The sequence below is a fragment of the Micromonospora sp. NPDC048986 genome, from assembly GCF_040649335.1.
In the GTDB taxonomy this organism is placed as follows: Bacteria; Actinomycetota; Actinomycetes; order Mycobacteriales; family Micromonosporaceae; genus Micromonospora; species Micromonospora alfalfae.
Window position 1 is genome coordinate 65,955 of sequence record NZ_JBEZFJ010000007.1, and the last position, 13,864, is coordinate 79,818.

Here is a 13,864-nt window from a genome sequence, read left to right on the forward strand (position 1 = left end):
ACCCGTCCGCATCTTGCCCGACATCGAGCCAGCCGAATTAATTTGTTCAGCGATTCGACAAAATGTCGGTGGGGGCACCCTGGCACGGTGTGACCACCGGCTCCATCAGGGAGGGCCTTCGGCGAGCCGACTCCCTCGAGCTCTGTCACTACGACACAGGAGGCGGCGTGTCCCGTTCTCGTCGTGCCCGCGTACCCATCACCGCAACCCTGATCTCCCTGGCCATGGCCTCGACCACCCTGTTCGGCGCGCCCGCGCAGGCGGCCGCCCAGGTTCCCCCACGGGATGCGAAAGCCGCAGCCCCGGTCAGCCAGGTGGCGCCGAAGGCGCCAAAGGCCGCGGCCGATCCCTTCTCCGTCCTCGTCTTCTCCAAGACCGCCGGCTTCCGGCACGACTCCATCCCCACCGGCATCGCCGCCATCCAGCAGCTCGGCGTCGACAACGGATTCACGGTGGACAACTCCGAGGACGGCGCCGCATTCAACGACGCCAACCTGGCGAAGTACAAGGCGGTGATCTGGCTCTCCACCACCGGTGACGTGCTCAACGCCGACCAGCAGGCGGCGTTCGAGCGCTACGTGAAGGCCGGCGGCGGTTACGTCGGCATCCACGCCGCGTCGGACACCGAGTACAGCTGGGCCTGGTACGGCGACCTGGTCGGCGCGTACTTCGCCAACCACCCGCAGAACCAGACGGCGACGGTCAAGGTGGAGGATCACGCCCACCCGTCCACTGCCGGATTGCCGGACCGGTGGTCCCGGTTCGACGAGTGGTACAACTACCAGAGCAACCCCCGGCCGGACGTGCACGTGCTGGCCAGCCTGGACGAGAAGAGCTACACCCCCGGCGCCGGTGCGATGGGTGCGGACCACCCGGTCGCCTGGTGTCAGGACTACGACGGTGGCCGCTCCTGGTACACGGGCCTGGGGCACACCCGGGAGTCGTACGCCGAGCCCCAGTTCCTCTCCCACCTGCTCGGCGGCATCCGTACCGCGGCCGGCGTCGAGAACGCCGATTGCGGCGCCTCGAAGACCTCGAACTTCGAAAAGGTCACGCTGGACAGCAACACCAGCAACCCGATGGAGCTGGACATCGCCCCCGACGGGCGGGTCTTCTACATCGAGCGCGACGGTCGGGTGCAGATCGTGAAGCCGGACACCGGCAACACCGTCACCGCCGTCGACCTGGACGTCTTCACCGGTAACGAGGACGGCCTCATCGGCATCCGGCTCGACCCGGACTTCGCCACGAACAACTGGGTGTACCTGTACTACGCCCCGAACGACGGGGTCACCCGCAACCTGCTGTCCCGGTTCACGGTGACCGGCGACACCATCAGCCTGGCCAGCGAGAAGCAGGTGCTGCGGGTCGACACCCAACGCAACACCTGCTGCCACGCCGGCGGCAGCATGACCTTCGACGGCGACGGCAACCTCTACCTGGCCACCGGTGACAACACCAACCCGTTCGAGTCGAACTCGTACTCGCCGCTGGACGAGCGGTCGGGCCGCCAGGACTACGACGCGCAGCGCACCTCCGCCAACACCAACGACCTGCGCGGCAAGGTGATCCGGATCCACCCGGAGGACGACGGGACGTACACCGTTCCGACCGGCAACCTCTTCGCGCCGGGCACCGAGAAGACCCGTCCCGAGATCTACGCGATGGGCTTCCGCAACCCGTTCCGGATCGGCACCGACCCGAAGACCAACACGCTGTACGTGGGCGACTACGGGCCGGACGCCAACACGGACAACCCGAACCGGGGCCCCCGCGGTCTGGTCGAGTGGAACATCGTCACCCCGGGCAACTACGGCTGGCCGTACTGCACCGGGACGAACGAGGCGTACAACGACTACACGTTCCCGTCCGGCCCGAGCGGCGCGAAGTTCGACTGCGCGGCGCCGGTGAACAACTCGCCGAACAACACCGGCCTGACCAACCTCCCGCCGGTGGTCCCGGCGACTGTCGACTACGGGTACGCCGGTGACGCGCGTTACCCGGAGATCGGTGGCGGTGGCGCTCCGATGGGCGGCCCGGTCTACCGCTACGACGCCGACGTGAACTCGAACCGCAAGTGGCCGGCGTACTACGACGGCAAGGCTCTGCTCGGCGAGTGGAACCAGAACAAGATGTACACCATGCAGGTGACCCCCGACGGCAAGTCGTTGGTGGACATCAACCAGCTGCTCACCGGCATGAGCATGATCCGACCGATGGACTTCGAGTTCGGCCCGGACGGGGCGCTGTACCTGATCGAGTGGGGCAGCGGCTTCGGCGGCAACAACGACAACTCGGGCGTCTACCGGATCGACTACACCGCCGGTGACCGCGCCCCGATCGCCGCGGCGTCCGCCAACCCGACCTCGGGTCCGGCGCCGTTGACGGTGACCTTCTCCAGCGCCGGCTCCCGGGACCCGGACGGTGGCACGCTCACCTACGCCTGGACGTTCGGCGACGGGCAGACCTCGACCGAGGCCAACCCGACCCACACGTACGCCACGGCGGGCAACTACACCGCCCAGCTAACCGTCACCAACCCCAAGGGTCGGACCGCTGTGGCCAACGTGCCGGTCACAGTGGGCAACACCGCGCCGACGGTCTCCATCGAGTTCCCACCGGACGGCGGTTTCTTCAACTGGGGTGACCAGGTCCGCTACTCGATCAAGGTGACCGACCCCGAGGACGGGCAGATCGACTGTGACCGGGTGCAGCTTCAGGTGCTGCTCGGTCACGACGAGCACGCCCACCCGCTGGAGCAGCACACCGGCTGCACCGGCACCGTCCAGACGTCGCTCGCCTCCGGGCACGGCGCCGAGGCGAACGTCTTCGCGGTCTTCGAGGCCACCTACACCGACGAGGGTGGTGCCGGCGGCGCCGGTGCCCTGACCGGCCGGCAGATCGAGGTCCTCCAGCCGAAGCAGAAGCAGGCCGAGTACTTCACCGCCACCGGGCGCGCCCCGGTGAGCACCGGCGGCGGCGACCCCGGCGTGCAGCGGGAGGCCGGCGCCGACACCGCCGGTGGCGGCCAGAGCATCGCGTTCATCGAGGACGGTGACTGGTGGTCAGTCGCTCCGGCGGACCTGACCAACATCACCGAGATCCGCTTCCGGGCCGCCTCCGCCGCCGCTGGCGGTCGGATCGAGGTTCGCGCGGGTGCCGTCGACGGACCGGTGGTCGCCACTGCCGTCGTACCGTCGACCGGCGCGTGGCAGACGTACACGGACGTGAGCGCACCGGTCACCGGCGCCGCGAGCGGCTCGCTGTACTTCGTGGCCCGCGATCCGAACGGCGGAACGGGTTCGCTGTTCAACGTCAACTGGATGGACTTCGTCGGCCGCGGTGTCACCGAGAACGGGCCGCCGGTGGTCAGCGCCACGGCCACCCCGGCCACCGGCACCGCACCGGTCACCGTCGCCTTCGACGGCGCTGCCACCGACGCCGAGGGCGACACCCCGTTGACGTACGCCTGGGACTTCGGTGACGGAGGCTCGGCGACCACACTGGACGCCAGCCACACCTACACCAGTCCGGGCACCTTCACGGCCACCCTCACGGTGACCGACAGCAAGGGCGCCAAGTCGTACGCCACGGTGCCGGTAAGGGTCGACGCACCTGACACGTCCTGCTTCGGGGCGCGTTCGGACGACTTCAACGGCAACAGCCTCGACAAGGAGCGCTGGACCAGCATCGTCCGGGAGAACCAGCTCTACTCGCTCAGTGGCGGTGCGCTGCGGCTGCCCACCGGCGTGGGTGATCTCTACGGTGCTCGCAACGACGCCACCAACCTGGTGCTCCAGGCGGCCCCGACCGGCGCGTGGGAGATGACCACCAAGGTCACCCTGCCGGTGACTGCCAACTACCAGCAGGCCGGCCTGCTGGTGTACGGCGACGACGACAACTACGCCAAGGTGGACCTGCTGTACAACGGCAGCCGTCGGGTGGAGTTCATCCGGGAGACGGCGGCAACGCCTCGCAACGAGTCCGCCGACGCCACCGCCGCACCTGCCGGTGACACCGTGTACCTGCGGATCACCAGCGACGGGACGAACCTGACCGCGTCCGCCTCGGGCGACGGGCAGACCTTCACCCCGGTCGGCCGTTCGGCAGCGCTCGAGGGCATCACCAACCCGCGGATCGGGGTCTTCGCGCTCAACGGAGGCACCGAGGCGCCGGTTGTCGACGCCGCGTTCGACTCCTTCCAGGTCACGCCGGACGCTCCGGCCGGCCCGGTCGACCCGTCGGACGAGTTCACCGGCAGCACGCTGGACAAGTGCCGGTGGGACGCCGTAACGCGGGAGGACCCGAGCGGTTACCGGGTCACCGATGGCGCGCTGCGGATCGACGTGCCCAACGGTGACATCTACGGCACCGACAACACCGGGCCGAAGAACTTCATCCTCCAGACCGCGCCGTCCGGCGACTGGACCCTGGAGACGAAGGTCGACGGCAGCCTGCTGAACGAGCAGTACCAGCAGGCCGGTCTGCTCGTGCAGGCGGACGACGACAACTACCTGAAGCTCGACTTCATCGCTGACAACCAGGCCGGCCAGGCGGTGACGCGGCGGATCGAGTTCCGCAGCGAGATCGCCGGGGTGGTCCAGAACCCGCAGCCCGAGGCGGGCAACCTGACCTCGGCGGTGTGGCACCTGCGGCTGGCCCGCACGGGCGACACGTTCACCGCGTCGTACTCGGCCGACGGGACGACCTGGACCGCGTTGACGGCGCTGACAAACAGCGCGGTCGGGGCAACCCCGAAGGTCGGGCTGTTCACCCTCGGCGCCAACCAGACGGCGTCGAAGACCGCCTCGTTCGACTACTTCCGGCTCAGCACGAAGGTGGCCGACGAGACGGCGCCGGTGACCACCGCGGCGGTATCCGGCACCCCGACCGACGGGTGGCACACCGGGCCGGTGACGATCACGCTCACCGGTGCCGACGAGGCCGGCGGTAGCGGGCTCGCCGGTACGGAGTACCAGCTGGACGGGGCCACCACCTGGACGGCGTACACCGCTCCGGTGGCGGTCAGCGGGGACGGCGAGCACGAGCTCCGGTTCCGCTCGACGGACAAGGCCGGCAACGTGGAGGCGACCAAGACCGTCTCGGTCAAGATCGACGCCACGGCGCCGGTGACCTCGGCGACGTTCGCTCCGGCGAACGACGCCGGTTGGCACAACGGGACCATCCCGGTCGTGCTGGCCGCCACCGACGCCGGTTCCGGCGTCAAGACGGTGGAGTGGTCGCTGGACGGTGGTGCGTGGGCGCCGTACTCGACGCCGATCGAGGTGACCGGTGACGGGCAGCACGAGCTGCTGTTCCGCTCGGCGGACAAGGCGGGCAACGTCGAGACGCTGAAGTCGGCGGTGCTGCGCATCGACGGCACCAAGCCGACGCTGCTGGTGTCCGGGCTGGCCGACGGCCAGCTCTACGGCGACAGCCAGGACGTCCGGGTGGCCTGGCAGGCCGTCGACCCGTCCTCGGGCATCGCGAGCGTGGTCGGTCAGCTCGACGGTCAGGCGTACACCAGTGGCACCCTACAGGCCATGTACGACCTGTCACTCGGCCTGCACGAGCTGACGGTGACCGCTACCGACAAGGCGGGCAACAAGACCACCTCGACGGTCCGGTTCTTCGTCACCACCTCGTTCCGGGACATGCAGAGTCTGCTGGACCGGTTCAAGGCGACGGGGCGGCTCTCGACCAAGGCGCACAAGCAGCTGTCGAACAAGCTCGACGCTGTTCGCGCGTCCGAGGCGGCCGGCGACGACAAGGCTGCCGTCCGGCAGCTGACCGCGTTCCGGACGCTGGCCAGCGACGCCACGCTGGTGCCCGAGGCGGAGGTTCGGGACGTCCTGATCCGGGACGCCGACGCCATGATCGTTCGGCTCGGCGGCGCGGCCAGCAAGGCCGGGGTCAAGGCGAACGACGGTGACTCGGTCAAGGGCACCGGGCGGCTCGGTGGCGACGCCACCCGGCTGGCACCCGGTCGTCAGCTCTGATCCGACGAGGCCCCTCCTCGACGCTGCGGCGTCGGGGAGGGGCCTCCCTCATTCGGTAGGGAGGGGATGTCCGTGACGGGTATCCGCAAGGTGTTGGCCGCCGGGTCCGTCGGACTGGCCCTGACCCTGTTCGTCGCCGCTCCGGCGGCGCAGGCCGCCCCGGCGGCGCAGGCCGCCCCGGCGGCGCAGGCCGCCCGGGTGGCGCAGGCCGACAAGCTCAAGCTCACGGTGGCCGGCGACGGCGCTCAGGGTGTCACCATCCAGGCCAGCTACACCGATGGCCGCCGGCTGGAACAGGTGGTGCGGCTGGTCCTCACCGCCACCGGCCCCGACGGGCAGAAGGTCGGGCCGGTGCAGTTGGAACCGCAGCCCGAGGGGCACGGTTTCTACAGCAGCGGGCCGGTGCTCTCCACCGGCACCTGGAAGGTGACTGTGAACTCCCCCGCCCCGTTGCCGGGCAAGGCCACCGCCACGGTGCAGGCCCGCGCGGCGCAGTCACCGCCGGCGCCCGAGCCGGTCGCGGTGACCAGGCCAACGGACGGGGCAGGCGGGGCGGGCGCCGGTTGGTGGCCGTTCGCGGCGGCTGGCCTCGTCCTGGTGGCCGCGGCGATGGGGGTGGCCATGCTGTTCGGCCGCCGCCGCACCAACTGACGAAGACGATCTCGCCGCCGCACCGACAGATCACCACGATCTGGCCGCCGCACCGACAGACCGCGACAATCTCGCCGGGGCGGCCGACTGACCGACACTGACGACGAAACGGGCCGGGCCGCAACCAGCGGCCCGGCCCATCGTCATCTCAGCCACCGAACCGGGGTCGGTCGGTCACCGCCAGCCCGCGCTGGCGTCACCTGGCCGCGGTCATGATCGACTCGACATTCACGAAACCGCGCCTTCCCCGGCCCAAGGTCACCCCGACTTTCAGGAACGCGAGTGGATCAAGGCCCGCGCCGGCCGCACCGCGCCGAACCGAGCCAGGCCGAACCGAGCCCGGCCGGACCAAGCCAGGCCGAACCAAACCAGGCCGAACCGAGCCCGGCCGAACCGCTCAGAGGATGGCGCGCAGCGCCGCCAGGTCGTCGTCGCTGGGCTCCCAGGTGCCGGCGACGGCGTTGGCGCGTACCTGCTCGGGCGTGGTGGCACCGGCGATCACCGAGGTCACCGCCGGCTGGGCGGCCAGCCCACCGATCGCCACCTGGAGCATCGTCAGCCCCCGCTCGGCCGCGTACGCCTCGACCGCCTCGATGGTGTCCCAGTCGGCGGCGGCGAGCCGCTCCGCGTACCGGCCGCCGCCGGAGAGCCGGCTGCCGGCCGGGGGCTGCTCGCTGCGCTTGTACTTGCCGGTGAGCAGACCGTTGGCGAGCGGGAAGAACGGCAGCATGCCGAGGCCGAACCGCTCACACGCCGGGATCACCTCGGCCTCCACCGAGCGCTCCACCAGGCTGTAGTGGTTCTGCGCGCTGATGAAGCGGGACCGGCCGTTGGACGAGGCGACCCAGTCCGCGTCGGCGATCTGCCAGCCGGTGAAGTTGGAGTTGCCCAGGTAGCGCACCTTACCGTCGCGGACCAGGTCGTCCAGGGCGGCAAGGGTCTCGTCGATCGGGGTGCCGGGGTCGGGCTCGTGCATCTGGTAGAGGTCGATGTGGTCGGTGCCGAGCCGGCGCAGCGACGCCTCCACAGCGCGGGCGATGTAGCGCCGCGCACCCCGCGCCCCGTAGTCCGGTCCGTTGAGGCCGTTCATGTCCATGCCGAACTTGGTGGCCAGCACCACATCGTCCCGGCGGCCCTTGAGCGCCTGCCCGAGCAGCTCCTCGGAGCTGCCCTGCGGCTCGCCGTATATGTCGGCGGTGTCGAAGAGGGTGATCCCGGCGTCCAGCGCGGCGTCCACCACCGCCCGGGTGCCGTCGAGGTCGAGCTTGCGGCCGAAGTTGTTGCAGCCGATGCCGACCACGGACACCACGAGCCCGGAGTCGCCCAGCCGGCGATAGGTCATGTCAGTCACGAGATCCACCCTATGCCGGCTCGGTGCGGGCCACCTCGGCGGCGGCTCAACCGACGACCTCACTGACCAGCTCACGGGCAGCGTCGATGGTCGCGGCCAGTTCGGCGGGGCCGCGACCGACGGCTCCCAACAGCGCGTGCGCCCGGCGCGCGAAGTCTGGCGGCGCACCCGGCAGCCGTCCCGCGGCGGCGATCATCCCCTTCTCGTTGATCAGCCACCGGCCGGCCCGGGCGTGCAGCACCTGGGCGAGCACCCCGACCGTCCGGAACAGGCAGCCCGCGACGTACCCGCTGTCCCCGCCGACGGTGGCCTTGGCCGCTGCGGTCAACAGGAACCCGGCCTCCCAGCCGCCGGCCACCAGCGCGTCGGCCAGCGCGGGCGGATAGTCCTGGCTCTGCTCCTTGAGCCGGGTCAGCTGGCCGGTCGGGTCGGCCAGCACCTGGCACAGCGCCACCTCCCCGACGTAGGCGGACGAGTAGAACCCGAGCGGGTGCCCGGCCTGCACCCCGACCTCGTACCTGCCGGCGCGGCAGTCCGTCCAGACGCGGCGCACCCGGTCGAGGTCCCGGTAGATCCAGTCCACGGCGATCCCGCCGATCCGCAGCCAACCGCCGCCGTCGACCCACTGCCCCCAACCACCGGGTGCGGTGAGCACCACCGCCGGGTCGTCGGCGACCGTAGCGGCTATCGCCCGCAGCGCCGGTACGTCCGGCTCATCCTGGTAGTACAGGCCGAGGTCCCAGTCGGAGTCGGGGCGGTGCTCGCCGCGTGCCCGGCTGCCGCCGAGCGCCACGGCGACCACGCCGGGCACGGCGCACAGCCGGTCGGGCAGGTCGGTGGGGATCACCCGACGTCCCAGACCGGTTCCGGGGTCTCCACCACCTCGCTGTCGCCTCGGAACAGCACGAACCGGTCGAACGAGCGGGTGAACCACCGGTCGTGGGTGACAGCGATCACCGTCCCCTCGAAGGCGTTCAGGCCCGCTTCGAGCGCTTCCGCGCTGGCCAGGTCGAGGTTGTCGGTGGGCTCGTCGAGCAGCAGCAGAGTCGCCCCGGACAGCTCCAACAGCAGCACCAGGAACCGGGCCTGCTGCCCGCCGGAGAGCGTGCCGAAGCGCTGGTCGCCCTGCGCGGCCAGCTCGTAACGACTGAGCACACCCATCGCCGCGTGCCGGTCCATCCCGGTGCGGTGCTCGTCGCCCCGCCAGAGGATCTCGACGAGCGTCTTCGACATCAGCTCCGGCCGGTCGTGGGTCTGGGAGAAGTGCCCCGGGCGGACCCGGGCACCGAGGCGGGCCGTGCCCTCGTGCGCCACCGGGGCGAGCGCGCCCGCGCCGTCGACCGGCCCGTTCGCCGGGTCCGGGTCGGTGCCGCCGCGGGCCAACAGCCGCAGGAAGTGCGACTTGCCGGTGCCGTTGGCGCCGAGCACCGCCACCCGGTCGCCGTACCAGATCTCCAGGTCGAAGGGGAACGTCAGGCCGTCGAGCTCCAGCTGCTCGCAGACGACAGCGCGCTTGCCGGTTCGCCCGCCGGCCAGCCGCATCCGGATGTCCTGGTCCTTCGGCGGTACGGGCGGCGGCCCGGCCTCCTCGAACTTGCGCAACCGGGTCTGCGCGGCCTGGTAACGCGAGGCCAGCCCGTCGTTGTACGCGGCCTTCTGCTTGTACATCAGCATCAGCTCGCGCAGCTTCTGGTGCTCCTCGTCCCAGCGCCGGCGCAGCTCGTCGAGGCGGGCGTGCCGAGCGACCCGGGCCTCGTGCCAGCTGGCGAAGCCGCCCGGGTGCACCCAGGCACTACCACCCTCGACGGCGACCACCCGGTCGGCGCTCTGGGCCAACAGCTCGCGGTCGTGCGAGACGTAGAGCACCGACTTCGTCGACTCGCGCAGTCGCGCCTCCAGCCAGCGTTTGCCGGGGACGTCGAGGAAGTTGTCCGGTTCGTCGAGCAGCAGCACCTCGTCCGGGCCGCGCAGCAGCAACTCCAGGGCGAAGCGCTTCTGCTGGCCGCCGGAGAGGGTACGCACCGGACGGTCCCGTACGGCGTCCCACGGCTGGCCGAGCACGATGGTCGCGACGGTGTCGAAGAGCACCTCGGCGTCGTACCCGCCGGCCTCACCCCAGGCGCCGAGCGCGTCGGCGTACGCCAACTGGGCCTTGCCGGCGGCGTTGCTGAACTTGCCGTGGGCCTCGGCCGCCCGCATGGCCGACTCGGTCTCGCCGAGCCGCCGGCCGGCATCGCGAAGCGCCGGCGGGGCCAGCGACAACGCCAGATCGGCGAGGGTGGACTCGTCACCGATCATGCCGATGAACTGGCGCATCACACCAAGCCCGCCGGCCCGCGCGACGACGCCGCTGCGCACCGGCAGGTCGCCGGCGACCATCCTCAGCAGCGTCGTCTTTCCCGCGCCGTTCGGCCCGACCAGGGCGACCTTGCTGCCCTCCCCGACCCGGAACGACACGTCGGCGAAGAGTTCCCGACCGTCGGGCAGGATGTGCCCGACCGCTGCCACGTCCACGTATCCCACGCCGGGATCCTGCCCCAGTGAGGGTCGGGGGGTATATCCAATTACCGGGTGACGCGCAGCACCCGGAAGCCCTTTTGGCTGGCGTACCGCTCGACCTGCCAGCTCTGTTCGGTGAGCCAGCGTTGCAGCGAGTCGCCGCCGAGGTGCCGGGCGACGACCAACCAGCCGACGCCGTCCGGGGCGAGTCGGGGCAGCCAGCGCAGCAACAGCTCGTGCAGCCCGTCCTTGCCGATCCGGATGGGCGGGTTCGACCAGATCTCGGCGAAGCGGACGCTGTCCGGAACGTCGTCCGGCGCGCTGACCCGGACCCGGTCGGCGGCGCCGACCCGAGCCGCGTTGGCTGCGGTCAGCTCGCGGGCCCGGGCGTTGACGTCGACGGCCCAGACGGTGCTGGTGGGCGCGAGGTCGGCGAGCACGCAGCTGATCGGTCCGAACCCGCAGCCGAGGTCGAGCAGGTCGCCGGTGGTGTCGACGGCGGGCAGCTCGGCCTTGCGCAGCAGCACCGCTGTGCCGGGGTCGAGGCGGCTGGCGGAGAAGACCCCGCCGGCCGAGGTGAGCCGGTAGTCGCGGTCGGCGACGGAGAACTCGACCTCGCGCGCCGGGGCGTCGCTGGTGGGCTGAGCGGTGAAGTAGTGGTCGCCGGTCACCCGGCAATTCTCGCACCGCGCCGGGGCGGACCTGACGCGGCCCACACGCACATTTCCCCGATATTACCCCCTAAAGGGACAATAACTCCTACTCTGGGCGACATGGTGTATCGGTACCAGTCCGATGAGGACGCTTTCGAGGAGTACCCGGAGCCCGGGTCCGACCTGTCGGTGCTCGGCGCCGGTCCGCCCCCAGCGGCCGGGCCCTCTCCGTCGCGCTTCCCCACGCCGTCGCTGCCTCGACCGAACCAGCTCTCGCTGCCCTCGTCGCAGCCGGCGCCGGCTCGTCCGCAGCTCGGGCCGGCCGCCCGCGCCGACGCGCCGCAGCCACTGCCGACGCGTGCCGACATCCCGCCCGCCCCGCCGCGCAGCCAGATCTACACCTCGGCCACGTCGGCGGAGCCGCCCACCCGGCGCGGCGGCGGCCGGCTGTGGCAGGTACTGATCGGCGGCGCAGCCGTCCTGGTGCTGCTCGCCCTCTGCGGCCTCGGCGCCGCCGCGCTGCTCATCAACCGCAACGAGCAGCCGCAGAGCAACCCGACGTACCAGCCGAACGCCGCCCCGACGTCGGCAGCGGCGGAACGGCTGGCCCTCGACTCCCGGGACACCGACCAGGCCCCGCTCACCGCCAAGGAACTCTTTCCCGGCAAGGAACTGAAGCTCACCGACGGCCAGCCGAGCTACCAGGTGCTTAAGACACAGTCCAGCGGCAGTTGCGCCGTCGCCGCCACCGACGAGGTCGCCGACCTGCTGGTCCGGCTCGGCTGCAACCAGATCGTCCGGGCCACGCTGAGCACACCCGACGACAGTCACCTGGTCACCGCCGGCCTGTTCAACCTCACCGACAAGGTCACTGCGGAAAGAGTCCGCGACCGGCTCCGGCAACTGCTCGACGAGCGGCAGGGCCGCTTCCGTGGCCTCACCGCCGACGACGTCGACGGCACCGACGTCCTGGCCAGCGCTCCAGCACGCGTCGGCTGGCAGGTCCGTGGCCACTACCTGGCGTACGCGCTGGTGGTCCGCAAGGACGGAGCGGCGGTCAAGGCGGGTGACGCCAAGGTCCGCGAGATCCTGTTCGACATGATCGAGCTGCACCTCAGCCGGGGCGTGCTACAGAGCCGGGCCGACGGTGGCACCGCCGCACAACCGACGACGGCACCTACCGGCAGCAACGCCGACCAGGGCGATCTGCCGGGCGACTGACCCGCCGACGGTCAACCCTCGATCGGGACCCGCAACCGGCGGGTGAGGGTGGCGCGGTGGGCGTACTCGGCCGGATCTGCCGGGTAGCCGACGGCGACCAGTGTCAGCCCGCGTGCGGGGGCCACCGTCACCTCGCTGGACCGCTCCCGCTGGGTGAGCAGAGTCCCCGGCCACTCGACCGGGCGGCGGCCGTCCCCGGCCACCAGCATCGCACCCACCAGGCTGCGCACCATCGCCTGACAGAACGCGTCGGCCTGCACGGTCGCGACCAGGATGCCGTCCGGGTCGCGACGCCAGTCCAGCCGGGTCACCTCGCGCAGCGTGGTGGCGTGCTCCTTGCGCCGGCAGTACGCGGCGAAGTCGTGCTCCCCCACCAGCCCGGCCGCGGCGGCGTTCAGCGCGGCCAGCTCCAACGGCTTCGGCCAGGCCAGCACCTCGTGGCGGCGCAACGGCTCGACGCCGAACGGCGCATCGGTGACCCGGTACTCGTAGCGCCGGAAGGTGGCCGAGAACCGGGCGTCGAAGTCGGCCGGCACCTCGGTCATCGCCCGTACCCGCACGTCGGTGGGGAGCAGCCGGGCCAGGCGACGCAGCAGCAGTCCCTCGTGCTGCCGCCACACGTCCACCGGCAGGTCCACATGGCACACCTGCCCAGTGGCGTGCACTCCCGCGTCGGTCCGCCCGGCCACCGTCAGCCCGCTGGCCGTACCGACGCCGAGGACCAGGTCCAGGGTCTCGACGAGCACCCCCGCGACGGTGCGCCTGGTCGGCTGGGCTGCCCAGCCGGAGAAGTCGGTGCCGTCGTACGAGACGTCCAGCCGCAGCCGGATCCGCTCGTCCACCTCGTACCTCCTGTTACGGGTCGGGCCCGACACCCCGATGGGGTGCCGGGCCCGACAATGCCCTTTGATCAGGCCTTGTTCTCGGTGGCCTCGTCGCTGTCCTCGCGGGCGGCGTCGGTGTCACCGGACGCCGACACCGGCGCCTCGGAGTCCTGGTCGGCCGGAGCCGACGTCGGGGCCTCGTCGGCCGGGGCGAGCGCCTCGACCTTGTCCTGCTGCGCGGCCTTGCGGGCGGCGGTCTTCTTGTTCGCCTTCGGCTCGGCGACCTGAAGCTCCTCCACCAGCTCGATGATGGCCATCGGCGCGTTGTCACCCTTGCGCGGACCGGTCTTCACGATCCGGGTGTAACCGCCGGGGCGGTTGGAGTACCGGGGCGCGATCTGGTCGAACAGGGCGTAGACCACGTCCTTGTCCTTGACGACACCCAGCACCCGACGCCGCGAGGCGAGGTCACCGCGCTTGGCCTTCGTGATGAGCTGCTCGGCCAGCGGGCGCAGCCGCCGGGCCTTCGTCTCGGTGGTCTGGATCTTCCCGTGCTGGAACAGCGCGGTCGCCAGGTTGGCCAGCATCAGCCGCTCGTGCGAGGGGCTGCCGCCGAGGCGGGGGCCCTTGGTGGGCGTGGGCATTTTTGGTGCTCCTCAGTTGTGG

At 71.1% G+C, this 13,864-nt stretch carries 9 protein-coding genes; 3 read left to right on the forward strand and 6 right to left on the reverse strand.

Features of this window, described 5'->3' with window-relative positions; genetic code table 11:
• The first annotated feature begins 167 nt into the window (after nt 1-167).
• Both AB0B94_RS15960 and AB0B94_RS15965 read left to right on the forward strand, forming a co-directional pair.
• A complete protein-coding gene (locus tag AB0B94_RS15960; RefSeq protein ID WP_357279116.1) occupies nt 168-5,999 on the forward strand; it encodes a ThuA domain-containing protein in 5,832 nt (1,943 codons plus the stop codon).
• A gap of 72 nt (nt 6,000-6,071) precedes the next feature.
• On the forward strand, nt 6,072-6,650 hold the full coding sequence (locus AB0B94_RS15965; protein ID WP_357279119.1) for a hypothetical protein: 579 nt from the start codon (nt 6,072-6,074) through the stop codon (nt 6,648-6,650).
• A gap of 397 nt (nt 6,651-7,047) precedes the next feature.
• Here AB0B94_RS15965 and AB0B94_RS15970 read toward each other — a convergent pair whose 3' ends face one another.
• The 4 genes from AB0B94_RS15970 to AB0B94_RS15985 are packed head-to-tail and all read right to left on the reverse strand — an operon-like array spanning nt 7,048 to nt 11,171.
• A complete protein-coding gene (locus AB0B94_RS15970) occupies nt 7,048-8,010 on the reverse strand; it encodes an aldo/keto reductase (protein WP_357279124.1) in 963 nt (320 codons plus the stop codon).
• Between the two features lie 37 nt (nt 8,011-8,047).
• The gene (locus AB0B94_RS15975; protein ID WP_357279130.1) at nt 8,048-8,848 is read right to left on the reverse strand and encodes a nucleotidyltransferase domain-containing protein; all 801 of its coding nucleotides are present in this window, start codon (nt 8,846-8,848) and stop codon (nt 8,048-8,050) included.
• Nucleotides 8,845-10,524, reverse strand: a complete 1,680-nt coding sequence (locus tag AB0B94_RS15980; protein WP_357279134.1) for an ATP-binding cassette domain-containing protein — start codon at nt 10,522-10,524, stop codon at nt 8,845-8,847. Before AB0B94_RS15980 ends, AB0B94_RS15975 begins: the two co-directional genes overlap by 4 nt.
• A 41-nt stretch (nt 10,525-10,565) precedes the next feature.
• Nucleotides 10,566-11,171 (reverse strand): methyltransferase, encoded by a 606-nt coding sequence (locus AB0B94_RS15985; protein ID WP_357279137.1) that lies wholly within the window; start codon nt 11,169-11,171, stop codon nt 10,566-10,568.
• 102 nt (nt 11,172-11,273) lie between these two features.
• On the opposite strand from AB0B94_RS15985, the gene AB0B94_RS15990 reads away from it, so the two are divergent.
• Complete coding sequence (locus AB0B94_RS15990) at nt 11,274-12,374, forward strand: hypothetical protein (RefSeq protein ID WP_357279140.1); 1,101 nt, start codon at nt 11,274-11,276, stop codon at nt 12,372-12,374.
• 11 nt (nt 12,375-12,385) lie between these two features.
• Here the strand turns inward: AB0B94_RS15990 and truA are convergent, their stop codons facing one another.
• On the reverse strand, nt 12,386-13,216 hold the full coding sequence (truA, locus tag AB0B94_RS15995; protein WP_357279145.1) for a tRNA pseudouridine(38-40) synthase TruA: 831 nt from the start codon (nt 13,214-13,216) through the stop codon (nt 12,386-12,388).
• A 68-nt stretch (nt 13,217-13,284) separates the two neighbouring features.
• Nucleotides 13,285-13,842 carry a 50S ribosomal protein L17 gene (gene rplQ, locus AB0B94_RS16000; RefSeq protein WP_357279150.1) on the reverse strand — a complete coding sequence of 186 codons (558 nt, stop codon included), beginning with the start codon at nt 13,840-13,842 and terminating at the stop codon, nt 13,285-13,287.
• Nucleotides 13,843-13,864 lie beyond the last annotated feature (22 nt).

Excerpts from the sequence above, each read along its gene's own strand:
- AB0B94_RS15990 (WP_357279140.1), top strand. The coding sequence starts at position 11,274 with ATGGTGTATCGGTACCAGTCCGATGAGGACGCTTTCGAGGAGTACCCG.
- rplQ (WP_357279150.1), bottom strand. The coding sequence starts at position 13,842 with ATGCCCACGCCCACCAAGGGCCCCCGCCTCGGCGGCAGCCCCTCGCAC.